Raw genomic sequence first — 19,239 nt, 5'->3', positions numbered from 1 at the left:
CATGGCAAAGGTCGAAGCAAAGACCGACGGCCACGAGTCGGCCGCACACGATGTTCGCGACGAGGCCGCACGCGGTTACCGCAAGGCTCGCCGTGGAATCGTCACCAGCGACAAGATGGACAAGACCATCGTTGTAGAGGTTGAGGACCGCGTAAAGCACCCCCTCTACGGCAAGGTCATCCGTCGCACATCCAAGGTGAAGGCGCACGACGAGAACAACACCGCTGGTGTTGGCGACCTCGTGCTCATCAATGAGACCCGACCCACGAGCGCCACCAAGCGCTGGCGCCTGGTCGAGATCCTCGAGAAGGCTAAGTAAGCCTCCGGGTTTACTTAAGAAGGAGTAAGAAGTGATTCAACAGGAATCCAGAGTCAAGGTTGCCGACAACACCGGCGCCAAGGAACTGCTTACCATCCGCGTTCTCGGCGGCTCGGGTCGTCGTTACGCAGGATTGGGTGACACCATCGTTGCAACCGTCAAGGATGCAATCCCCGGTGGAAACGTCAAGAAGGGTGACATCGTCAAAGCTGTCATCGTTCGCACGAAGAAAGAGACCCGTCGCGCAGACGGCTCTTACATCAAGTTCGACGAGAACGCTGCCGTCATCCTGAAGACTGAGGGCGACCCACGTGGTACCCGCATCTTCGGACCGGTTGGCCGCGAACTTCGTGACAAGAAGTTCATGAAGATCGTCTCGTTGGCACCGGAGGTTATCTAATCATGGCAAACATCAAAAAGGGCGACCTTGTTGAGGTCATCAGCGGAGCCAAGCAGAGCCGTGGTGGATACCGCGGCAAGCAGGGTCGTGTGATCGAGGTTCTCACCGAGAAGAACCGCGTCATCGTTGAGGGCGTCAACTACGTCACCAAGCACGTTCGCGTCAGCCAGAGCAACCGCGGCACGAAGGAGGGTGGCATCGAAACTCACGAGGCCCCGATCCACGTGTCAAACGTTGCCCTGATCGACCCGAAGTCGAAGAAGCCTACTCGCGTTGGCTACCGTGTCGAAGAAGTAGAGAAAGACGGCGTCACCAAGACGGTTCGTGTTCGCTACGCAAAGAAGTCAGGTAAGGACCTCTAATGACTGCAACTGAGGCTGCCGCGCCCGCTGGCAAAATCCAGCCGCGCCTGAAGCAGAAGTACAAGAACGAGATCGTCGCACAGCTCACTGCTGACTTGGGTTACACCAACGTCAACCAGGTTCCTGGGCTCGTGAAGATCGTTGTCAACACTGGTGTAGGTGAAGCAGCGCGCGATGGCAAGGTCATCGACGGTGCCATCGCCGACCTCACCAAGATCACGGGTCAGAAGCCCATGGTTACGAAGGCCCGCAAGTCGATCGCACAGTTCAAGCTGCGCGAAGGCCAGGCCATTGGTGCACACGTTACCCTTCGTGGTGACCGTGCCTGGGAGTTCCTCGACCGCTTGCTGTCGCTGGCTCTTCCCCGTATCCGTGACTTCCGTGGTCTGAGTGACCGCCAGTTCGACGGAAATGGAAACTACACGTTCGGTCTGACCGAGCAGAGTGTGTTCCACGAAATCGATCAGGACAAGATCGACCGTGTACGTGGATTCGACATCACCGTCGTGACCACCGCACAGTCTGACGACGAGGGTCGCGCGCTGTTGAAGGCGCTCGGGTTCCCCTTCCGCTCAGAAAAGTAGTTCTGCAGGTTGCCAATTTGCCAAGAGTGTACGGCAAGTTGGCAACCAGCAACTAAGGTAGATGGGGTGGTCTTTCGCACGCGCGTTTGATCACCCCATCTCCAATAACTAAATAACACATCAACCACCACAGGTCCTCCGTTGTGTAACGGCTGAGGAAACCAGGCGAGAAAGAAGACACACTCATGACAATGACAGATCCGGTCGCAGACCTGCTGACCAGACTGCGCAACGCCAACTCGGCGTACCACGACCAGGTGAAGCTGCCCGGCAGCAAGCTGAAGTCACACATCGCGGACATCCTCAAAAAAGAGGGTTACATCGCGGACTGGACGGTTGAGGACGCCCGCGTAGGCACCACACTCACCCTCACGCTCAAGTACGGCCCTAGCCGTGAGCGCTCCATCGTCGGAATCAAGCGGGTTTCAAAGCCCGGTCTCCGCGTATACGCAAAGTCGACAGAAATTCCCACCGTTCTCGGTGGTCTTGGCATTGCAATCCTGTCCACCTCCTCCGGTCTTCTGACAGACCGTCAGGCTGAGAAGAAGGGTGTAGGCGGGGAAGTCCTCGCTTACGTGTGGTAGTCACTTATGTCACGTATTGGAAGACTTCCTATTAGCATCCCCGCCGGCGTTACCGTTACGGTAAGCGGCCAGGATGTAACCGTTAAGGGTCCAAAGGGCGAGCTGAAGCTCAACGTCTCACAGCCGATTCAGGTTGTAGTCGAAGATGGCCAGGTTCTGGTTAGCCGTCCCAACGACGAGCGCGAATCGCGTTCGCTGCACGGACTTACCCGCACACTGATCGACAACCAGATCATCGGCGTTACCGAGGGTTACTCCAAGGGCCTTGAGGTCGTTGGAACTGGTTACCGCGTTCAGGCAAAGGGTTCTGGAGTCGAGTTCGCACTCGGATTCTCACACCCCGTCATTATCGAGCCGCCGGCAGGCATCACCTTTGAGGTGGAGGGCAACAACAAGCTCACTGTGCGCGGAATCGACAAGCAGGCTGTCGGTGAGGCAGCTGCAAACATCCGCAAGATTCGCAAGCCAGAGCCCTATAAGGGTAAGGGCGTGCGTTACGCGGGAGAAGTTGTTCGCCGCAAGGCTGGAAAGGCTGGTAAGTAACCATGGCCGTTGTTAAGAGTGGCAAGAGCCGCACCGCGGCACGCGCCCGCCGCCACACTCGTCTTCGCAAGAAGATCGAGGGTACGGCTGTACGCCCCCGCCTCGTAGTCACCCGTTCGGCACGTCACGTGTTCGTTCAGGTTGTAGATGACGCACAGGGTCACACCCTGGCCTCGGCATCGACCATGGAAGCAGACCTTCGCACGTTTGACGGTGACAAGACCGCCAAGTCGCGCAAGGTTGGCGAACTGGTTGCCGAGCGCGCAAAGCTGGCCGGTATTGAGGCCGTTGTATTTGACCGTGGCGGAAGCAAGTACGCGGGTCGCGTAGCTGCAATCGCCGATGGCGCTCGAGAGGCTGGACTGAAGCTGTGAGCAACGAAACGAAGGAGCAAGAGGTGTCTGCAGAAGCTGCGACCACCGAGGCAACTGCGGCTCAGGCGACTGAGGCCCCCGCAGAAGCAACTGCTCAGGACAACCGCAACGAGCCTCGTGAGGCACGCCGCGGAAGTCGTGAGCGCAACCCGAACCGCGGAGACCGTGGTAGCCGCGACAACGACAAGAGCCAGTTCCTGGAGCGCGTCGTTACCATCAACCGTGTTTCGAAGGTTGTGAAGGGTGGACGTCGTTTCAGCTTCACCGCCCTCGTGGTTGTTGGAGACGGTAACGGCACCGTTGGTGTTGGCTACGGAAAGGCGAAGGAAGTTCCTCTCGCTATTTCCAAGGGTGTTGAGGAAGCGAAGAAGAACTTCTTCCGCGTTCCCCGCGTCCGCAAGACCATCCCGCACCCCGTACAGGGTGAGGCCGCAGCCGGCGTTGTCCTGCTTCGTCCGGCAGCAGCTGGTACCGGTGTTATCGCCGGTGGACCGGTTCGTGCCGTGCTCGAGTGTGCAGGCATCCACGACGTACTCAGCAAGTCGCTGGGTTCGTCAAACACCATCAACATCGTGCACGCAACGGTGACCGCACTGAAGCAGCTCGAAGAGCCTCGCGCAGTTGCAGCCCGTCGTGGTCTTGACTTCGACCAGGTCGCACCGGCCCGTCTCGTGCTCGCTGAAGCAGAGGCTGCAGCTGAAGCTGCGGCAGCAAAGGCAGGTGCGTAATGGCTCAGCTCAAGATTACGCAGATCAAGTCGAAAATTAGTGAGAAGCAGAACCAGCGCGACACGCTTCGCAGCCTTGGTCTTCGCAAGATTGGTCAGACGACCATCCGCGAGGACAACAAGGTGAACCGTGGCTACGTAAAGACTGTTGCTCACCTGGTCAAGGTTGAGGAGATCGACTAATGGCTGACGAAACCAAAGACGTCGAAACCAAGGGTGCAGTGAAGGCAGAGGTCAAGAAGGCTCCTGCAAAGAAGGCCCCAGCAAAGAAGGTTGAGGCTGACAAGGCTGAGACCAAGTCGGCTGCAAAGCCAGCTACCAAGGCTGCTGCCAAGAAGGCTGAGCCCGCCGAGAAGCGCGAGCAGGTCCTGAAGGTTCACCACCTTCGTCCAGCTCCCGGAGCCAAGACCGCACGCACGCGTGTTGGTCGTGGTGAAGGCTCGAAGGGTAAGACCGCTGGTCGTGGTACCAAGGGTACGAAGGCTCGCTACCAGGTACGCGTTGGCTTCGAGGGTGGGCAGATGCCTCTGCACATGCGCACCCCAAAGCTGCGCGGCTTCAAGAACCCGTTCCGTGTTGAGTACCAGGTTGTTAACCTGAACAAGCTCGCGGAACTCTACCCCAAGGGTGGTGAGGTTACCATTGGCGATCTCGTTGCTAAGGGCGCTGTTCGCAAGAACGAGCGTGTCAAGGTTCTTGGCGACGGCGACATTTCGGTCAAGCTCACAGTTGCTGTAGACAAGGTCTCCAGCTCTGCCGAGCAGAAGATTGTCGCGGCCGGCGGTTCCGTAAACTAAAACCGTTTGTGTGGCGCGATACCCAACCGGTGTATTCTGTTGTCTTGACACTTGAATACACGTAAGTGTTGGGTATCGCGTCGCTAAACACCGCTAGTTCGTTTAGCACAGTGCGAACGCCCACTAGCCGGTATACCTCACATCATGTCGGGGGACACGGTCACTAAAAGCAGGAGGCTTTTTTGTTCAGCGCCATAGGCCGAATTTTTCGGACACCAGACTTGCGTCGCAAGATCGGTTTCACACTTGGAATCGTTGCGATCTTCCGTTTGGGTTCCTTCGTGCCCGCTCCCTTTGTCGACTTTGGCAACGTGCAAGCGTGTCTCGCCCAAAACCAGAGCACCTCTGGCCTCTACGAACTGGTTAACCTGTTCAGCGGTGGCGCTCTCCTCCAACTCTCAATCTTTGCGCTGGGAATCATGCCGTATATTACGGCGTCGATTATCACCCAGCTCCTCAGGGTCGTAATCCCTCACTTCGAGGCGCTGCACAAGGAAGGCCAAGCCGGTCAAGGCCGCCTCACACAGTACACGCGCTACCTCACCATTGCGCTTGCTGTTCTCCAGTCGACCACCCTCATTACGGTCGCACGTAGCGGTCTGCTGTTCGGAACGAACACCGCCGCAGAGTGCACGAACTTGCTGACCAACAACGCTTGGTACGCCGTGCTGCTCATGGTAATCACCATGACCGCCGGAACCGGTCTCATCATGTGGATGGGTGAGCTCATCACCGAGCGCGGTGTTGGTAACGGTATGTCGCTGCTGATCTTCACCTCGATCGCCGCTCAGTTCCCAAGCTCCCTCTGGGCTATCCAGGAGGCAAAGGGCTTCGACATCTTCCTGCTTGTGATCGCAGTCGGTATCGTGATCATCGGCCTCGTAGTGTTCGTCGAGCAGTCGCAGCGACGAATTCCGGTTCAATATGCCAAGCGCGTCGTTGGACGACGCACCTACGGTGGCAATAACACGTACATCCCCATCAAGGTCAACATGGCCGGCGTTGTGCCCGTTATTTTTGCCTCATCGCTGTTGTACCTGCCCGCACTGATCGCACAGTTCAACCAGGCCAAGCCTGGTGAAGATCCCGCCCCCTGGGTGGTTTGGGTCTCGAACAACCTCACCGGCGGAGATCAGCCTCTCTACATGCTGCTCTACTTCTTACTCATCGTTGGATTCACCTTCTTCTACGTTGCGATTACGTTCAACCCAGAAGAAGTTGCCGAGAACATGAAGAAGTACGGCGGGTTCATCCCCGGTATCCGTGCTGGTCGTCCAACCGCCGAGTACCTCGACTACGTCCTGACGCGCATTACGTTCCCAGGATCGCTGTACCTTGGTTTTGTTGCTCTTATTCCGTTGATCGCGCTCGCCTTGGTACAGGCAAACCAGAACTTCCCGTTCGGTGGCGCCTCGATCCTCATCATCGTTGGTGTAGGACTTGAGACGGTGAAACAAATCGACGCGCAGCTTCAGCAGCGCCACTACGAGGGATTGCTCAAATAATGTCGACTAGCCGCCTTTTGATTGTTGGACCTCCCGGAGCCGGAAAGGGTACTCAGGCCGCCATTTTGGCCGAGCGCCTCGGTGTCCCCGCGATTTCGACCGGAGATATCTTCCGTGCGAACATCAAGGAGGAGACCGAGCTTGGGCTTCAAATCAAGTCCATCGTCGATAGCGGCAGCTTTGTTCCCGACTCGCTGACCAACGCCATTGTGGCGGATCGTCTGACCTGGGACGACGCAACAGACGGCTTCTTGTTGGATGGTTATCCCCGTACGACGGACCAGGTTGTTGAGTTGGATCGCATTCTGTCAACGACGGGTGACCGCCTCGACGCGGTTGTCCTGCTTGAGGCAGACACAGACGTGGTCGTAGATCGCCTGTTGAAGCGTGCGCAGGAGCAGGGGCGCGCCGACGACACCGAAGACGTCATCCGACACCGTCAAGAGATCTACAAGGAGCAGACGGCTCCGCTCATCGAGACGTATGACGCTCGCAAGCTTGTTGTGCGGGTTGACGGCATCGGAACGGTCGACGAGGTCTCCTCTCGCATTGCCGATGCTCTCGAGCTCGCTGGCGCAGCTAAGTAACAATCGTTCGGCCTCGGCCGTTGCGTGGGTAAGGAAACCGTGGGCATCTTTCGTAAGTCTCTGTATAAGAATCCAGAACAGCTGAGAAAGATGGTCGCTCCTGGCCTGGCAACGGCCGATTCGCTTGTCGCCGCCCGTGAGCTCATTGTTCCCGGTGCCACGACGTTGCAGATCAACGATGCGGCTGAGGCCGCCTTGGCTGCTCGCGGCGCACATTCAAATTTCAAGCTGGTTCCGGGATACCGGCACATGGTGTGTGCCTCGGTCAATGCAGATGTTGTGCACGGCATTCCGAACGATCGACCGCTCGAAGCTGGTGACATCGTCTCGATTGACAGCGGCGCGGAGATAGACGGCTGGAACGGTGACTCTGCCATTACCGTCGTGATTCCTGACCCAACTCGCCCAGACGTTGTCGCTGAGCGGCAGAAACTTTCTGACGTCACCGAGCAGTCTCTTTGGCACGGTATCGCACGTCTGGCAAAAGCCAAGCACCTCAACGAGGTAGGCGATGCGATTCAGACGTACATTGAGTCTCAGGGTGATTACGGAATCCTTACCGACTACATCGGGCACGGGATCGGCCGCACGATGCACGAGGACCCGCCAGTCTTCAACTACCGTGTGCGCGAGCGTGGACCGGAAGTGAAGCCTGGCCTGGTTGTTGCAATCGAGCCGATGGTGGTTCTTGGATCACCAGATACATTCATCCAAGACGACGATTGGACTGTTACCACCGTTGACGGCCTCGCCGCGTCACACTGGGAGCACAGCGTTGCCGTTCACGCGGATGGCATCTGGGTGCTGACCGCGCACGACGGGGGAGCAAGTGCTTTGGCCCCTCTCGGTATTGTGCCCGTTCCTGTACTCTAAGTACGTACGCCGGTTTTCCGGAGCGCAACGAAAGGCAGCACCATGTCGAAGTTCAAACGGAGTCTTGCTGGACTGGCCGGGGCCGCTGCGCTTTTGCTCGCACTCTCGGCGTGTACGGTGAACAGCGTTGATAACAGCAGCGACAAAACAGACAAGGGCAGTAGCTCATCGTCAGATTCGGACGAGGTCAAGGTTCCTTCGATAGCAAAGGACGGTGGGCTTGAGGTTGGTACCGGGCTCAACGAAATTGATGTCTGGGTTGACTACCAGTGCTCGCACTGCCGTGACTTCGAAGAAAGCAACGGCGACTACCTGACAACGCTCGTTGAGACGGATAACGCAACCGTGCGCATCCACCCCCTCTACTTCCTTGACCGCGGGGCGGTTGACGGTTCATCGTTCCGTGCCGGGAATGCCCTCGCCTGTGTGGCCGATCAGTCGCCAGACGTGATGCTTGAATACAGCGCGAAGCTGTTTGCCGCTGATAAGTGGAGCGACCAAATCTTTGTAGAGCTTGCCGACGATCTCGACGTTTCTGGCGTGGATTCCTGTATTGAAGACCTCACCTTTGGTCCGTGGCTAACTGAGTCGATGAAGGACGCAATGGAAGGTGATTCGCTGCCAGCAACGACCGAGATTGAGCGAGTTCAATCTACTCCGACGGTTGTGGTGAATGGCGCAGTCTACAAGGGCGACCCGAAGAGCAACAGCGCCTTTGTTTCCTTCTTCGAGGCGAACCAGAAGAACTAGTTTTAGTTCTCCATGACTCGTGTAAGCGCGTCGAGGAACGTATCAAAGTCCTCGGTTGCGCGGATAATGCGGTTGGCGTCTTCTCTGGAGCTGAAGACGCTGACGAGCTGGTCGAAGACTGACTGGAAAGCCGCCCGGTCGTCAGCAGCGAACGCCACAAGGGCAACGGCCTGGACTCTGTTGTCGCCCCATGGAATGGGCGACTTATTGACGGCAAAGGCTATTGCCGTTCGTCGCGCGGTCATATCCATGGCGTGCGGAACCGCGATAACGTCACCAAATGCCGTTGACGACATCTGTTCCCGTTCGAGTGCCGCCTGAACGTAGCTTTCGTCGATGACATCCGCGCTCACCATCAGTTCGCCGAGCGCTCTGATCGCAGTCGTGTCGTCGGTCGCGGCAAGATCCACAACAAAGAACTCTGGTGACAGATACGTGAGGAGCTGCTGCTTGAGTTCGTTGCGTCGCTGGGATCGATGGATGCGGGCAACTCGATTACGGATGCGCGCCGCATCGTCATCGGTCAGAAACGGCTGGATATGGATGACGTCGCTCACCCCAGCGGGTGCTGGAATGGTCGAGAGTACGATGTTGGCGTCGATGCTCGCCCAATCGGGATCAGTGCGGGTGACTACCGATGTGACGTCGATGACGTCGTGGAGTTCTTGCTCGATACGATCACGTAAGAACGCGTGCATGCCGTAGTAGTCCGGACAGACGAAGGCGCAGCGGAGCCGGCGAGACCGGGGAGAGCGTTGTTCAACAAACGTACCAACGTGGAGCGCAAGAAACGCAATCTCGTTTTCATCCAGTTGCACGTCAAACCGTGTCCCAATGGTGCTCGCCATGAACACGGCAATATCGTAGACGACCGGGTAATTTGCCTTGAGCGACTTGGTCATTGGATTTGGTGACGAAAGATTTTCCTTCGCCCTGCCGAGTACGTTCACTACGTGTTGGGCGAGACGCCTGTGGAACGCCACATCGCGAAGGTCTACGCCGTAGACCTCAGTGGCGCGATCAAGCATGACAGTGACGGCAGCATCCACGACCGGCTCATCGGCTTTGGCCGGCGAGCCATCCGTTGGGCGGGCAACCTGTGCATCGAGGAGAAGAGCGAGATGCCTCACCTCTGGCGGTGGCGGGGCAGCGACCAGCGGACCTAAGAGGTCAGCCGCGAGTGCCTCAAGAGCCGGATCAGTTGGGCTTCCTTCAGTCGCAGGAAGCAGAGTCTGCCCGTTTGACATGCGAAGCAGCGCGACGGCCAAGCTCAGCAAGACGCTTCCAAGCCCAAACTCGTTTGCCCGGTAGCCGCTCCGCTCAAGGCCGTCAAGAATGAGCGTCTTCACCTGACCAAGCGGGGGCGAGGCAAAATGTGCCTCGACGATGGGTAGATCGATTACCTGGCGAGACTGGGCATCAAGAAAGAGGCGTGCCAGCATCCGACGTTTGTCCTGCTCAGAACCGAGGACCCTCAACTCGGAGCCAATACGGCCAAGGGCGAGCCCCGAGTGTCCAAGGACCGTTCTTGCCCTGCGAAGGTCTGACTCGAGCGTTGACTCACTGACGTAAAACTCAGCGGCAAGGCTGTGCAGGTTGACGGGGTCGTCAAGAGACACGAGGTACTCAAGGATGCGTCGCTGGCGGTCGACGGGGCGCTCGGCTGCGGGGGATTGGAACCGTTCAGCGTCACTCGCTGCAATAACGGCATGAAATACATCATGTTGGAGCCGATAGCCGCGTGACCCAGTCTCGATGACGTCGTGAGGGTGGTGGAGCTCTTTCGCGGTGACCACATAGTTGCGCACGGAGCGGGTTGTTACTCCGAGGCGCCCCGCCAACTCATCGGCTGTCACCCAGCCGTCAACTGACGCAAGGTAGTTGAGGAGATCGCGCGCGCGTTCGGTAGACACGTTCACAGTCTATGTGTCAGTTTTGCGAGTGTGCTGGCGGATTCGTGACTCACCTGGTTCGGGTCGTTTCCTACCACCCGGAAAGGAATTCAGTAGACGGCCGCCGATTCGAGGGTGAGAATGAGAACACTAGCCACAGCGCTGTAGAGAGGGCATTATGCGAAATATCACAATTGTGTGCGGCGCAGGCGTTTCCAGTACGTTCCTCTCACACCGCGTCGCAGCCGTCGGAATCGAGCGAGGCTTGAACCTCGCTGTGACGGCATCGAGCCTTGTGGGCCTCAGGCCACAGGCTGAAGGCGACGTTATTTTGCTTGGCCCCCATCTTGCAGCCGAGGTGCACTCTCTTCGGGAGCAGCAGCCACGTGCCACTGTAGTCGTGCTGACCGAGGCCATCCTGAGAGCACTCGACGGAGAAGCAGCTCTTGCGCTTGCCCTCGGCGAGCAGGCCGATTCGGGCGAAGCATCCACATCCTTAGATTCATCAACAGCAACCGAAGCAAGGAGTTCAGCTCATGGCTGAGAAAATCGTAACCATTCTGTCAAAGCAGGGCCTGCACGCCCGTCCTGCATCGCTCTTTACGCAGGCGGTCGTTGCTAGTGGCAATGACGTGACTATCGCAAAGCCCGGTGGCACCCCAGTGAACGCAGCAAGTATCCTCGGAGTCATTGCACTCGGGCTGAACCACGGCGACGAGATTACGCTGAGCGTGACGGGCGAGAACGAAGACGCGACGCTTGCCGAGCTCGTGACTCTGCTCGAAACCGATCACGACGCCTAGAGCCATGACCGATTCAGCAGTACTCCAGGGCATTGGCATCGGTCGCCAGATGGCGATCGGTCCGGTGCTTCGAATGCCGGACCCACTCCCAGCGCCGAGTGACACCATGAGCGAACTCACGCCAGAGCAAGAAACCGCTCGGGTTGATGAGGCCCTCGCTGCGGTTGCAGCGCAACTCACGCAACGGGGGGCGCACGCCGGCGGCACGGCGAAAGACGTGCTTGAAGCGCAAGCCCTCATGGCGCAGGACCCGAGCCTCAAAGCCTCCATTAGCGATCTCCTCTCGGGCGGAAAGACCGCTGAAACGGCCGTGTGGACCGCGTTTGGTGGCTTCCGCGACATGCTGCTGGGCCTGGGCGGTTACATGGCAGAACGCGCAACCGATCTTGATGATGTCGCCGGCCGCGTACTTGCACATCTTCAGGGCGTTGCCGCTCCTGGTGTGCCCGAATCGGACGAGCCCTTTGTGCTCGTTGCGAGAGATCTCGCGCCGGCAGACACCGCGATGCTTGACCTCAATAAGGTGCTTGCGCTCGTGACCAGCGACGGCGGCCCGACTGCTCACACGGCCATTCTTGCGAGGGATAAAGCAATTGTCGCGGTTGTTGGCGTCGCCGGGGCGCTCGAACTTGGAGACGGCACGACCGTTATCGTTGACGCCGCAACAGGAACCGTTACGGCCCACCCTGACAGTGCGACACTCGCACAGGCCGAAGTGGACCGTGACGAGCGGCGGGCGGCGGCGACTGCGCCGATCACCCCGGGGGCCCTTGCCGACGGAACCGAGGTACCCCTCTTGGCAAACCTTGGCTCGGCCGGAGGCATTGACGCGGCCCTTGCGGCCGGTGCTGAAGGCGTAGGTCTCTTTCGCACCGAGTTTCTATTTCTCGACGCAACGAGCGCGCCTACCGTGCAGGAACAACGAGAGAAATATCGCGAGCTCCTTGCGGCGTTCCCCAAACAGAAAGTCGTTGTGCGACTCCTGGATGCGGGTGCAGACAAACCGCTCGCCTTCCTCAACCCTGAGCACGAAGAAAACCCCGCCATGGGTGTTCGTGGTCTACGGGCGCTGAGGGCAAACGAGGACATTCTGCGGGAGCAGCTCACCGCGCTCGCCGAAGCGGATGCTGAAACGGACGCAGACCTCTGGGTTATGGCTCCTATGGTCGCCACAGCAGAAGAAACACGGTACTTTACCGCCCTTGCCCACGAGCTTGGGCTGAAAACGGTTGGCGTGATGGTTGAGGTGCCGAGCGCGGCAATCACCGCCAAGGCTATTCTGCGCGATGCGGCTTTTGCCTCGATCGGTACGAACGACCTGACCCAATACACAATGGCCGCCGATCGGATGCTCGGGAGCGTTGCGCACCTGCAGGACCCGTGGCATCCGGCAGTCCTGACGCTTGTCTCGATGGTCGGCGCTGCTGGCGCCGAGCTGCACAAACCCGTTGGCATTTGCGGCGAGGCCGCCGCTGACCCGTTGCTCGCGGTTGTCCTTGTTGGCCTCGGTGCGACGTCCCTCTCTATGTCACCAGCAGCGCTCGCGGATGTGCGGGCAGAGCTACGCAACCACACCCTTGACGAGGCAAAACGCTTCGCCGAACTTGCTGTATCCGCCGACGACGCAGGGGCAGCCCGCGCCGCCGTCATCGCCGCGATCGCACAGAAAGAAGCAACATCATGACAACGCAGTCAACCGGCACCGCCGAGACCGCTCCCAAAAAGGGAGGGGCCCGAGTAGGCGTCCAGAAATTTGGAACGTTCCTCAGTGGAATGGTCATGCCCAACATCCCGGCGTTTATCGCCTGGGGGCTGATCACCGCGTTCTTCATCGACGTGGGATGGACCCCAAATGAGGGGCTCGCCTCCATCGTTGTCCCAACCATCCACTACCTGTTGCCGCTGCTCATCGCGAATACCGGTGGCCGGATGATCTACGAGACCCGAGGTGGAGTGATCGCTACGATCGCCACAATGGGCGCAATTGTCGCGGCTCCTGATACGCACATGTTTATCGGCGCCATGATCCTTGGGCCCCTTGCCGCTTGGCTCATGAAGCGCCTCGATGCGCTATGGGAAGGCAAGATCAAGCCTGGATTCGAAATGCTGGTGAACATGTTCTCCTCCGGTATTCTCGGATTTTTACTTGCGATCTTTGGCTACTATGCGGTTGGGCCTGCGGTTGTCTGGATTACCAAGGTGCTTGGCGGAGGGGTGAACTGGCTCATTGAGACTGGGTTCCTTCCTCTCACGAGCATCATCATCGAACCTGCCAAAGTGTTCTTCCTGAACAACGCCATTAACCATGGCGTACTGACCCCGCTAGGAACAGAGCAAGCGGCCGAAGCTGGAAAATCGATTCTCTTCTTGCTTGAGGCCAATCCGGGACCCGGTGTTGGAATCTTGCTGGCCTTCGCGATCTTCGGCGTTGGCATGGCAAAGGCGAGCGCGCCCGGTGCAATGATCATCCAATTTTTTGGCGGTATTCACGAGATCTACTTCCCCTATGTCCTCATGAAGCCCATGCTGGTGCTTGCAGCTGTAGCAGGTGGTGCGACTGGCGTTGCAACCAACCTCATCTTTGGTTCAGGGCTTCGTGCGCCGGCCGCCCCCGGCAGTATCTTCGCTATTCTGCTGCAGACCGCGAGCGACAGCTATGTTGGCGTCATTCTGTCAGTGATCCTCTCAGCCACGGTCTCATTCCTGGTTGCTGGCGTCATCCTTCGCGCAAGCCGGAAGCGTGACCTTGCAGCTGAAGCTGCTGGAGAGAATAAACTCGCGGATGCCGTGCAACAGAACGCCTCGAATAAGGGCGGCACGAGCCGTGTTGGCTCGCTGCTCGGAGACGCGGGAGCAACCGCGCAGGCGAGTGGCGTTGCCACCGCTGTCGCGCCGGTCCATAACATCATCTTCGCTTGCGACGCAGGTATGGGATCAAGTGCCATGGGTGCATCCGTACTGCGCAATAAGCTGAAGAAGGCAGGTGTTGAGGGCGTGACGGTGACAAACAAGGCTATCGCTAACCTTGTCGACGGAGAGGCCGAGCTCATCATCACGCACAAAGACCTCACTGAGCGCGCAATTGGCAAAACGCCGAGCGCCCGCCACGTTTCGGTCGACAACTTTATGTCGAGCCCCAAATACGATGAGGTTGTTGCTGAAGTTTCCAGCCAGGACGCTGAGTAACACCGTGTTTGCATCCTTACCAGTCACAACAGAAAGCAGGAGACGCTCATGAACGACACGATTCTGACCGCTGACCTAGTTCGCGTCCCAGGAACCGCAACCAACCGTGACGACGCGATTCGTGAGGCTGGTGCCTTGCTCGTGGAAGCCGGAGCGGTAACCCCCGCGTATGTCGACTCAATGTTTGACCGCGAGGCATCCGTATCGACCTATATGGGCAACTACCTTGCAATTCCGCACGGCACAAACGAGGCGAAGGAAGAAATCAAGCGTTCGGCGCTCTCGATTGTGCGTTACGACAACCCTATTGATTGGGACGGTCATGAGGTCCGCTTCGCCGTTGGTATCGCAGGCCTCAACAACGAACACCTCGAGATCCTCTCCAAGATTGCCATTATCTTCTCCGACGAGATGGACGTTGAAAAGCTGCTTGCCGCAGGCTCGGCAGCCGAGCTCTTTGACCTTCTTCAAGAGGTGAACGAGTAATGACGGCGGTTCACTTTGGTGCGGGAAACATCGGTCGTGGCTTTGTTGGGTTCTTGCTGAACCGAGCCGGTTATGAGATCGTTTTTGCCGACGTCAACGCCGAACTGATTTCTGCGCTCGACTCGGCAGAGTCATATCGAGTGCACGAAGTCGGTGTCGAGTCTGCCGATCACGTTGTCACCGGATTCCGTGCGCTGAATAGCTCAACGCAGACTGTGCAGGTTGAAGCTGAGATAGCTGGTGCTCGCATCGTGACAACGGCTGTCGGTCCAAACATTCTGAAGTTTGTTGCGCCCGTCATTCTTGAGGGACTCAGGGCCCGGCCGGCGGATGCTGCCCCTCTCGTGGTACTCGCGTGTGAGAACGCCATCAACGCGACCGACATGCTCGCTGAGCATATTCGAGGGCTTTCCGATGCAACCGAGTGGGCGACGCTCGAATCGCGAGTTATCTTTGCGAACACGGCGGTAGATCGAATCGTGCCTGGGCAAGACCCAAATGCCGGGCTCGATGTAACTGTTGAGACGTACTTTGAGTGGGCCATCGAGTCGGGGCCCTTTGACGGTGCGACACTCGACATCCCCGGTGTGACCTGGGTCGAGAACCTTGCCCCCTATATCGAGCGCAAGCTCTTCACCGTGAACACGGGTCACGCAACCACGGCGTATTATGGTTTTGCTGCTGGCTATGAGGGCCTTGCCGAGTCGCTTGCTGACCCGTCTATTCGTGACCGGGTGTATGCGGTGCTTCAGGAGACGAAGGCATTTGTTGTTGCAAAGCATGGCTTTGACCCCGACGTGCAAGAGGCCTACCTGAATAAGATCCTCACCCGCTTCGCCAACCCGCACCTCACTGACACTGTTGAGCGTGTTGGAAGGCAGCCGATGCGCAAGGCATCTCGTCACGAACGGTTCATCGGGCCGGCCGCTGAACTCGCTGAGCGGGGCCTCCCAACCGTTGCCCTTGTGGATGCCGTTGGCGCGTTGCTGCGCTTTGATGTTCCAGCCGACCCAGAAAGCGTAGAGCTGCAAGCGTTGCTGAACGCAGAGGCGCCGGGCGTTATTGTTGAACGACTCACGGAGCTTGGCCCCGATCATCCTCTCTTCGACTCCCTTGTTGAAGCCGTGCGCAACGCGCAGCGCCGGGAAGGGTAGCAGACCGATTTGGGTTTGGAATAGACAAGCCCGGCGATTCGCGGTAGGATTTCTCTTTGGTGGTTTATGCCTTCGTGTATAGACACGCCATCCGCACGACCAGCATTCATCATTACTTTAGCGACAGTGAGGCTATGGCCAAGAAAGACGGCGTCATCGAGATCGAGGGCCAGGTAGTTGAGGCTCTGCCCAATGCCATGTTCCGTGTTGAACTCACGAATGGGCACAAGGTACTTGCGCACATTTCGGGCAAGATGCGTCAGCACTACATTCGTATCCTCCCAGAGGACCGCGTAATTGTAGAGCTGACCCCGTACGACCTGACCCGTGGTCGCATCGTATACCGCTACAAATAAGCACGAGTGCTGTAAGTAACGGCCAGGGGCATCCCTCTGGCACGACGACAGCGATACAAGGATAAAAAATTATGAAGGTCAACCCCAGCGTTAAGAAGATCTGTGACAAATGCAAGGTCATCCGCCGCAACGGTCGAGTTATGGTTATCTGCGAAAACCCGCGCCACAAACAGCGCCAGGGCTAAGCAGCTCCTCCCTCATAACTGAATAAATAACGAGCAACACCAGAACTTCCTTGTGAAGGGACACCCTCGGTTGGAGGCCGGGGCACAGGTGTTGTGACATACCTCCACTCATCAACAGGAGAAGCCATCATGGCACGTCTAGCAGGCGTTGATATTCCGCGCGAGAAGCGCGTGGAAATCGCACTCACCTACATCTACGGTGTGGGTCGTACACGGGCACTTAAGACCCTTGCCGACACCGAGATCGACGGAAACATTCGCGTAAAAGATTTGACCGACGACCAGCTCGTTGCTCTTCGTGACTACATCGAAGGAAACTTCAAGGTAGAAGGTGACCTTCGTCGTGAGGTTACCGCTGACATCCGCCGCAAGGTAGAGATTGGTAGCTACGAGGGACTCCGCCACCGCCGTGGCCTCCCCGTACGCGGACAGCGCACCAAGACCAACGCACGTACCCGCAAGGGACCAAAGCGCACGGTTGCCGGTAAGAAGAAGGCCAAGTAGTAGTTAGCCAGCGGGCTATCGCCAATAAGTTTTAGGAGAAAACAATGGCAGCACCAAAAGCGGCTACTCGTAAGCCGCGTCGTAAAGACAAAAAGAACGTTGTACAGGGCCAGGCCCACATCAAGTCCACGTTTAACAACACCATCGTGTCGATCACTGACACCACCGGTGCTGTAATCAGCTGGGCTTCGTCAGGTGGAGTTGGCTTCAAGGGTTCGCGTAAGTCGACCCCCTTCGCCGCACAGCTTGCAGCCGAGTCGGCCGCACGCCAGGCGCAGGAGCACGGCATGAAGAAGGTTGACGTATTCGTCAAGGGACCAGGCTCAGGTCGCGAAACGGCTATCCGTTCGCTCCAGGCAGCTGGCCTTGAGGTTGGTTCGATCACCGACGTTACCCCGCAGGCGCACAACGGTTGCCGCCCGCCGAAGCGTCGTCGAGTCTAAACGTAAAACTGCGCTAATCCGCTGTTTTGGTGCGTCGAGCCTCCGCTAGGGAGGCTCGGCGCACTCCACAACTTAACATCAACGCCAACGCAAGAGTCATATAGCGGACTCTTAGCCGAAAGGACACACACAGTGCTCATTGCACAGCGCCCCACTCTGACTGAAGACAACATTTCGGAGTTTCGTTCACGGTTTGTGATCGAGCCTCTCGAGCCCGGTTTCGGTTACACCCTGGGCAACTCGTTGCGTCGCACACTGCTGTCATCGATTCCAGGTGCAGCCGTGACCAGCGTTCGCTTTGAGGGTGTTTCGCACGAATTCACCACCATTCCTGGTGTTGCTGAAGACGTCACCGAGATCATCCTGAACATCAAAGATTTGGTCGTCTCGAGCGAGCACGACGAGCCCATCACTGCGTACCTCCGCAAGACTGGTGCCGGTCAGGTTACCGCCGCCGACATCTCCGCACCTGCGGGTGTTGAGGTTCACAACCCTGAGCTCGTTATTGCAACGCTCAACGAGAAGGCTCAGTTCGAACTCGAACTGACCATCGAGCGTGGCCGTGGCTATGTTTCGGCGACCCAGAACCGTAACGAAGACGCCGAGGTTGGTCGTATTCCGATCGACTCGATCTACTCGCCGGTTCTCAAGGTGACGTACCGCGTCGAGGCAACTCGTGCCGGTGAGCGCACTGACTTCGACCGTTTGGTTGTTGACGTTGAGTCAAAGCCAGCGATCAGCCCCCGCGATGCAATCGCCTCGGCTGGTAGCACCCTTGTTGAACTGTTTGGTCTCGCTCGCGAGCTCAACACCGCTGCTGAGGGAGTTGAAATCGGACCAGCTCCGGTTGACGCCGTTCTGAGCAACGAACTCGCAGTTCCGATCGAAGACCTCGACCTTTCTGTTCGTAGCTACAACTGCCTCAAGCGCGAAGGCATCAACACGGTCAGCGAGCTCGTTGCCCTGTCTGAGGCTCAGCTTATGAACATCCGTAACTTCGGCCAGAAGTCGGTGTTTGAGGTTCGCGACAAGCTCATTGAACTTGGTCTTTCGCTGAAGGACGCCGTGCCCGGCTTTGACGGAGCACAGTTCTACAGCTACGACGACGAGTCCAACTAGTAGTCCTTAAGACTTTCAACACTTTTATTCAAGAGAGAAACTAAAATGCCTAGACCAACTAAGGGACCCCGCCTCGGAGGCGGACCGGCACACGAGCGTCTGATGCTTGCGAACCTTGCTGCTGCACTGTTCACGCACAAGAGCATTGAGACCACCGAGACCAAGGCCAAGCGCCTGCAGCCTCACGCCGAGCGCTACATCACGTTCGCAAAGCGTGGAGACCTGCACTCGCGTCGCCGCGTTCTGCAGAGCATCACGCAGAAGGACGTTGTCCACGAGCTGTTCACCGAGATCGCCCCGCTCATGGCGGAGCGCGAAGGTGGCTACACGCGTATCACGAAGACCCGTTTCCGCAAGGGCGACAACGCTCCTATGGCAGTCATCGAGCTCGTTCTTGAGCCCGTAGCGCCAAAGGCAAAGAAGGCAAAGCCTGCTGCAGAGAAGCCCGCTAAGGCTGAGAAGCCCGTTGAGGAAGCTCCTGCTGAAGAGGTTGTTGACGAGGCAGCTGCAGAGGCAGCAGTCGAAGAGACTCCTGAGGCTGAAGAAGCTAAGTAGTTATTCGCCTTCTGGCGACACTACGCAGAGTGCCCCACACCGTACGGTGTGGGGCACTCTGCGTTAACCGGGCCGATGCCTCGCCTATCTGGCCTTGTTTCTTGACGGTCGTTGTTCGATAGGCGCACGCATCCCACCCGGTAGGAATTGG

General features: G+C 58.0%; 27 protein-coding genes. 26 read left to right on the top strand and 1 reads right to left on the bottom strand.

What is annotated here, in order from left to right; genetic code table 11:
* Position 1: 1 nt before the first annotated feature.
* From rpsQ to FHX76_RS10230, 14 genes are all read left to right on the top strand, one after another.
* On the top strand, positions 2-319 hold the full coding sequence (gene rpsQ / locus FHX76_RS10295; RefSeq protein ID WP_167150613.1) for a 30S ribosomal protein S17: 318 nt from the start codon (positions 2-4) through the stop codon (positions 317-319).
* Positions 320-350: 31 nt separating this feature from the next.
* Positions 351-719 (top strand): 50S ribosomal protein L14, encoded by a 369-nt coding sequence (rplN, locus tag FHX76_RS10290; RefSeq protein WP_167150612.1) that lies wholly within the window; start codon positions 351-353, stop codon positions 717-719.
* A gap of 2 nt (positions 720-721) precedes the next feature.
* Positions 722-1,081, top strand: a complete 360-nt coding sequence (gene rplX / locus FHX76_RS10285; protein ID WP_167150611.1) for a 50S ribosomal protein L24 — start codon at positions 722-724, stop codon at positions 1,079-1,081.
* Positions 1,081-1,665 (top strand): 50S ribosomal protein L5, encoded by a 585-nt coding sequence (gene rplE, locus FHX76_RS10280; protein WP_167150610.1) that lies wholly within the window; start codon positions 1,081-1,083, stop codon positions 1,663-1,665. The genes rplX and rplE overlap by 1 nt, the downstream gene beginning before the upstream one ends.
* 185 nt (positions 1,666-1,850) lie before the next feature.
* Positions 1,851-2,249, top strand: a complete 399-nt coding sequence (rpsH, locus tag FHX76_RS10275) for a 30S ribosomal protein S8 (RefSeq protein ID WP_167150609.1) — start codon at positions 1,851-1,853, stop codon at positions 2,247-2,249.
* 6 nt (positions 2,250-2,255) lie between these two features.
* Entirely contained in the window at positions 2,256-2,792 is a 537-nt protein-coding gene (gene rplF, locus FHX76_RS10270) for a 50S ribosomal protein L6 (protein WP_167150608.1), read from the top strand.
* A 2-nt stretch (positions 2,793-2,794) separates the two neighbouring features.
* The gene (rplR, locus tag FHX76_RS10265; RefSeq protein WP_167150607.1) at positions 2,795-3,166 is read left to right on the top strand and encodes a 50S ribosomal protein L18; all 372 of its coding nucleotides are present in this window, start codon (positions 2,795-2,797) and stop codon (positions 3,164-3,166) included.
* Positions 3,163-3,894, top strand: coding sequence for a 30S ribosomal protein S5 (rpsE, locus tag FHX76_RS16575; RefSeq protein WP_167150606.1), 732 nt, complete (start codon positions 3,163-3,165; stop codon positions 3,892-3,894). Before rplR ends, rpsE begins: the two co-directional genes overlap by 4 nt.
* Positions 3,894-4,076, top strand: a complete 183-nt coding sequence (rpmD, locus tag FHX76_RS10255; protein ID WP_167150605.1) for a 50S ribosomal protein L30 — start codon at positions 3,894-3,896, stop codon at positions 4,074-4,076. Before rpsE ends, rpmD begins: the two co-directional genes overlap by 1 nt.
* The gene (rplO, locus tag FHX76_RS10250; RefSeq protein ID WP_208402647.1) at positions 4,076-4,690 is read left to right on the top strand and encodes a 50S ribosomal protein L15; all 615 of its coding nucleotides are present in this window, start codon (positions 4,076-4,078) and stop codon (positions 4,688-4,690) included. Before rpmD ends, rplO begins: the two co-directional genes overlap by 1 nt.
* Before the next feature lie 182 nt (positions 4,691-4,872).
* Positions 4,873-6,195: a preprotein translocase subunit SecY gene (secY, locus tag FHX76_RS10245; protein WP_167150604.1), complete on the top strand. Its 1,323-nt coding sequence runs from the start codon at positions 4,873-4,875 to the stop codon at positions 6,193-6,195.
* Positions 6,195-6,782 carry an adenylate kinase gene (locus FHX76_RS10240; RefSeq protein ID WP_167150603.1) on the top strand — a complete coding sequence of 196 codons (588 nt, stop codon included), beginning with the start codon at positions 6,195-6,197 and terminating at the stop codon, positions 6,780-6,782. The genes secY and FHX76_RS10240 overlap by 1 nt, the downstream gene beginning before the upstream one ends.
* A gap of 39 nt (positions 6,783-6,821) precedes the next feature.
* A complete protein-coding gene (gene map, locus FHX76_RS10235) occupies positions 6,822-7,655 on the top strand; it encodes a type I methionyl aminopeptidase (protein WP_167150602.1) in 834 nt (277 codons plus the stop codon).
* Between the two features lie 42 nt (positions 7,656-7,697).
* Positions 7,698-8,405, top strand: coding sequence for a DsbA family protein (locus tag FHX76_RS10230; protein WP_167150601.1), 708 nt, complete (start codon positions 7,698-7,700; stop codon positions 8,403-8,405).
* Between the two features lie 2 nt (positions 8,406-8,407).
* On the opposite strand, the gene FHX76_RS16755 is transcribed toward FHX76_RS10230, so the two are convergent.
* Entirely contained in the window at positions 8,408-10,318 is a 1,911-nt protein-coding gene (locus FHX76_RS16755; RefSeq protein WP_167150600.1) for a PTS sugar transporter subunit IIA, read from the bottom strand.
* A 157-nt stretch (positions 10,319-10,475) separates the two neighbouring features.
* Between FHX76_RS16755 and FHX76_RS10220 the strand changes: the two genes are divergently transcribed.
* The 12 genes from FHX76_RS10220 to rplQ all read left to right on the top strand — a co-directional run bounded on the left by FHX76_RS10220 (position 10,476) and on the right by rplQ (position 19,088).
* The gene (locus FHX76_RS10220) at positions 10,476-10,841 is read left to right on the top strand and encodes a hypothetical protein (protein ID WP_167150599.1); all 366 of its coding nucleotides are present in this window, start codon (positions 10,476-10,478) and stop codon (positions 10,839-10,841) included.
* Positions 10,834-11,100: an HPr family phosphocarrier protein gene (locus FHX76_RS10215; protein ID WP_167150598.1), complete on the top strand. Its 267-nt coding sequence runs from the start codon at positions 10,834-10,836 to the stop codon at positions 11,098-11,100. The genes FHX76_RS10220 and FHX76_RS10215 overlap by 8 nt, the downstream gene beginning before the upstream one ends.
* A 4-nt stretch (positions 11,101-11,104) precedes the next feature.
* Positions 11,105-12,784 carry a phosphoenolpyruvate--protein phosphotransferase gene (gene ptsP, locus FHX76_RS10210; RefSeq protein ID WP_167150597.1) on the top strand — a complete coding sequence of 560 codons (1,680 nt, stop codon included), beginning with the start codon at positions 11,105-11,107 and terminating at the stop codon, positions 12,782-12,784.
* Positions 12,781-14,286, top strand: coding sequence for a PTS mannitol transporter subunit IIBC (locus tag FHX76_RS10205; RefSeq protein ID WP_243848771.1), 1,506 nt, complete (start codon positions 12,781-12,783; stop codon positions 14,284-14,286). Before ptsP ends, FHX76_RS10205 begins: the two co-directional genes overlap by 4 nt.
* 48 nt (positions 14,287-14,334) lie before the next feature.
* Complete coding sequence (locus FHX76_RS16400) at positions 14,335-14,772, top strand: PTS mannitol transporter subunit IIA (protein ID WP_243848770.1); 438 nt, start codon at positions 14,335-14,337, stop codon at positions 14,770-14,772.
* Positions 14,772-15,926 (top strand): mannitol-1-phosphate 5-dehydrogenase, encoded by a 1,155-nt coding sequence (locus FHX76_RS10200; protein WP_167150596.1) that lies wholly within the window; start codon positions 14,772-14,774, stop codon positions 15,924-15,926. The genes FHX76_RS16400 and FHX76_RS10200 overlap by 1 nt, the downstream gene beginning before the upstream one ends.
* 134 nt (positions 15,927-16,060) lie before the next feature.
* Positions 16,061-16,282, top strand: a complete 222-nt coding sequence (gene infA / locus FHX76_RS10195; RefSeq protein ID WP_017885304.1) for a translation initiation factor IF-1 — start codon at positions 16,061-16,063, stop codon at positions 16,280-16,282.
* Between the two features lie 71 nt (positions 16,283-16,353).
* Positions 16,354-16,467 (top strand): 50S ribosomal protein L36, encoded by a 114-nt coding sequence (rpmJ, locus tag FHX76_RS10190; protein WP_011186712.1) that lies wholly within the window; start codon positions 16,354-16,356, stop codon positions 16,465-16,467.
* Between the two features lie 129 nt (positions 16,468-16,596).
* Complete coding sequence (rpsM, locus tag FHX76_RS10185) at positions 16,597-16,971, top strand: 30S ribosomal protein S13 (protein ID WP_167150595.1); 375 nt, start codon at positions 16,597-16,599, stop codon at positions 16,969-16,971.
* A gap of 44 nt (positions 16,972-17,015) precedes the next feature.
* A complete protein-coding gene (rpsK, locus tag FHX76_RS10180) occupies positions 17,016-17,414 on the top strand; it encodes a 30S ribosomal protein S11 (RefSeq protein ID WP_167150594.1) in 399 nt (132 codons plus the stop codon).
* 132 nt (positions 17,415-17,546) lie between these two features.
* Positions 17,547-18,533: a DNA-directed RNA polymerase subunit alpha gene (locus FHX76_RS10175; protein ID WP_167150593.1), complete on the top strand. Its 987-nt coding sequence runs from the start codon at positions 17,547-17,549 to the stop codon at positions 18,531-18,533.
* Positions 18,534-18,578: 45 nt separating this feature from the next.
* The gene (gene rplQ / locus FHX76_RS10170; RefSeq protein ID WP_167150592.1) at positions 18,579-19,088 is read left to right on the top strand and encodes a 50S ribosomal protein L17; all 510 of its coding nucleotides are present in this window, start codon (positions 18,579-18,581) and stop codon (positions 19,086-19,088) included.
* Positions 19,089-19,239 lie beyond the last annotated feature (151 nt).

This window comes from Lysinibacter cavernae (assembly GCF_011758565.1).
In the GTDB taxonomy this organism is placed as follows: Bacteria; Actinomycetota; Actinomycetes; order Actinomycetales; family Microbacteriaceae; genus Lysinibacter; species Lysinibacter cavernae.
This window is presented reverse-complemented; position numbering and strand designations above follow the sequence as displayed.

What these genes read in the sequence shown, in the direction of transcription:
- rpsM (WP_167150595.1), top strand. Translation starts at nt 16,597, where the DNA reads ATGGCACGTCTAGCAGGCGTTGATATTCCGCGCGAGAAGCGCGTGGAA.
- FHX76_RS10205 (WP_243848771.1), top strand. Translation starts at nt 12,781, where the DNA reads ATGACAACGCAGTCAACCGGCACCGCCGAGACCGCTCCCAAAAAGGGA.
- FHX76_RS10220 (WP_167150599.1), top strand. Translation starts at nt 10,476, where the DNA reads ATGCGAAATATCACAATTGTGTGCGGCGCAGGCGTTTCCAGTACGTTC.
- FHX76_RS10240 (WP_167150603.1), top strand. Translation starts at nt 6,195, where the DNA reads ATGTCGACTAGCCGCCTTTTGATTGTTGGACCTCCCGGAGCCGGAAAG.
- rpsK (WP_167150594.1), top strand. Translation starts at nt 17,016, where the DNA reads ATGGCAGCACCAAAAGCGGCTACTCGTAAGCCGCGTCGTAAAGACAAA.
- FHX76_RS10230 (WP_167150601.1), top strand. Translation starts at nt 7,698, where the DNA reads ATGTCGAAGTTCAAACGGAGTCTTGCTGGACTGGCCGGGGCCGCTGCG.
- ptsP (WP_167150597.1), top strand. Translation starts at nt 11,105, where the DNA reads ATGACCGATTCAGCAGTACTCCAGGGCATTGGCATCGGTCGCCAGATG.
- rpsQ (WP_167150613.1), top strand. Translation starts at nt 2, where the DNA reads ATGGCAAAGGTCGAAGCAAAGACCGACGGCCACGAGTCGGCCGCACAC.
- rplQ (WP_167150592.1), top strand. Translation starts at nt 18,579, where the DNA reads ATGCCTAGACCAACTAAGGGACCCCGCCTCGGAGGCGGACCGGCACAC.
- FHX76_RS16400 (WP_243848770.1), top strand. Translation starts at nt 14,335, where the DNA reads ATGAACGACACGATTCTGACCGCTGACCTAGTTCGCGTCCCAGGAACC.
- infA (WP_017885304.1), top strand. Translation starts at nt 16,061, where the DNA reads ATGGCCAAGAAAGACGGCGTCATCGAGATCGAGGGCCAGGTAGTTGAG.
- rplX (WP_167150611.1), top strand. Translation starts at nt 722, where the DNA reads ATGGCAAACATCAAAAAGGGCGACCTTGTTGAGGTCATCAGCGGAGCC.
- FHX76_RS10215 (WP_167150598.1), top strand. Translation starts at nt 10,834, where the DNA reads ATGGCTGAGAAAATCGTAACCATTCTGTCAAAGCAGGGCCTGCACGCC.
- rpmD (WP_167150605.1), top strand. Translation starts at nt 3,894, where the DNA reads ATGGCTCAGCTCAAGATTACGCAGATCAAGTCGAAAATTAGTGAGAAG.
- rplR (WP_167150607.1), top strand. Translation starts at nt 2,795, where the DNA reads ATGGCCGTTGTTAAGAGTGGCAAGAGCCGCACCGCGGCACGCGCCCGC.
- rplF (WP_167150608.1), top strand. Translation starts at nt 2,256, where the DNA reads ATGTCACGTATTGGAAGACTTCCTATTAGCATCCCCGCCGGCGTTACC.
- rplO (WP_208402647.1), top strand. Translation starts at nt 4,076, where the DNA reads ATGGCTGACGAAACCAAAGACGTCGAAACCAAGGGTGCAGTGAAGGCA.
- FHX76_RS10200 (WP_167150596.1), top strand. Translation starts at nt 14,772, where the DNA reads ATGACGGCGGTTCACTTTGGTGCGGGAAACATCGGTCGTGGCTTTGTT.
- rpmJ (WP_011186712.1), top strand. Translation starts at nt 16,354, where the DNA reads ATGAAGGTCAACCCCAGCGTTAAGAAGATCTGTGACAAATGCAAGGTC.
- rplE (WP_167150610.1), top strand. Translation starts at nt 1,081, where the DNA reads ATGACTGCAACTGAGGCTGCCGCGCCCGCTGGCAAAATCCAGCCGCGC.
- rpsH (WP_167150609.1), top strand. Translation starts at nt 1,851, where the DNA reads ATGACAATGACAGATCCGGTCGCAGACCTGCTGACCAGACTGCGCAAC.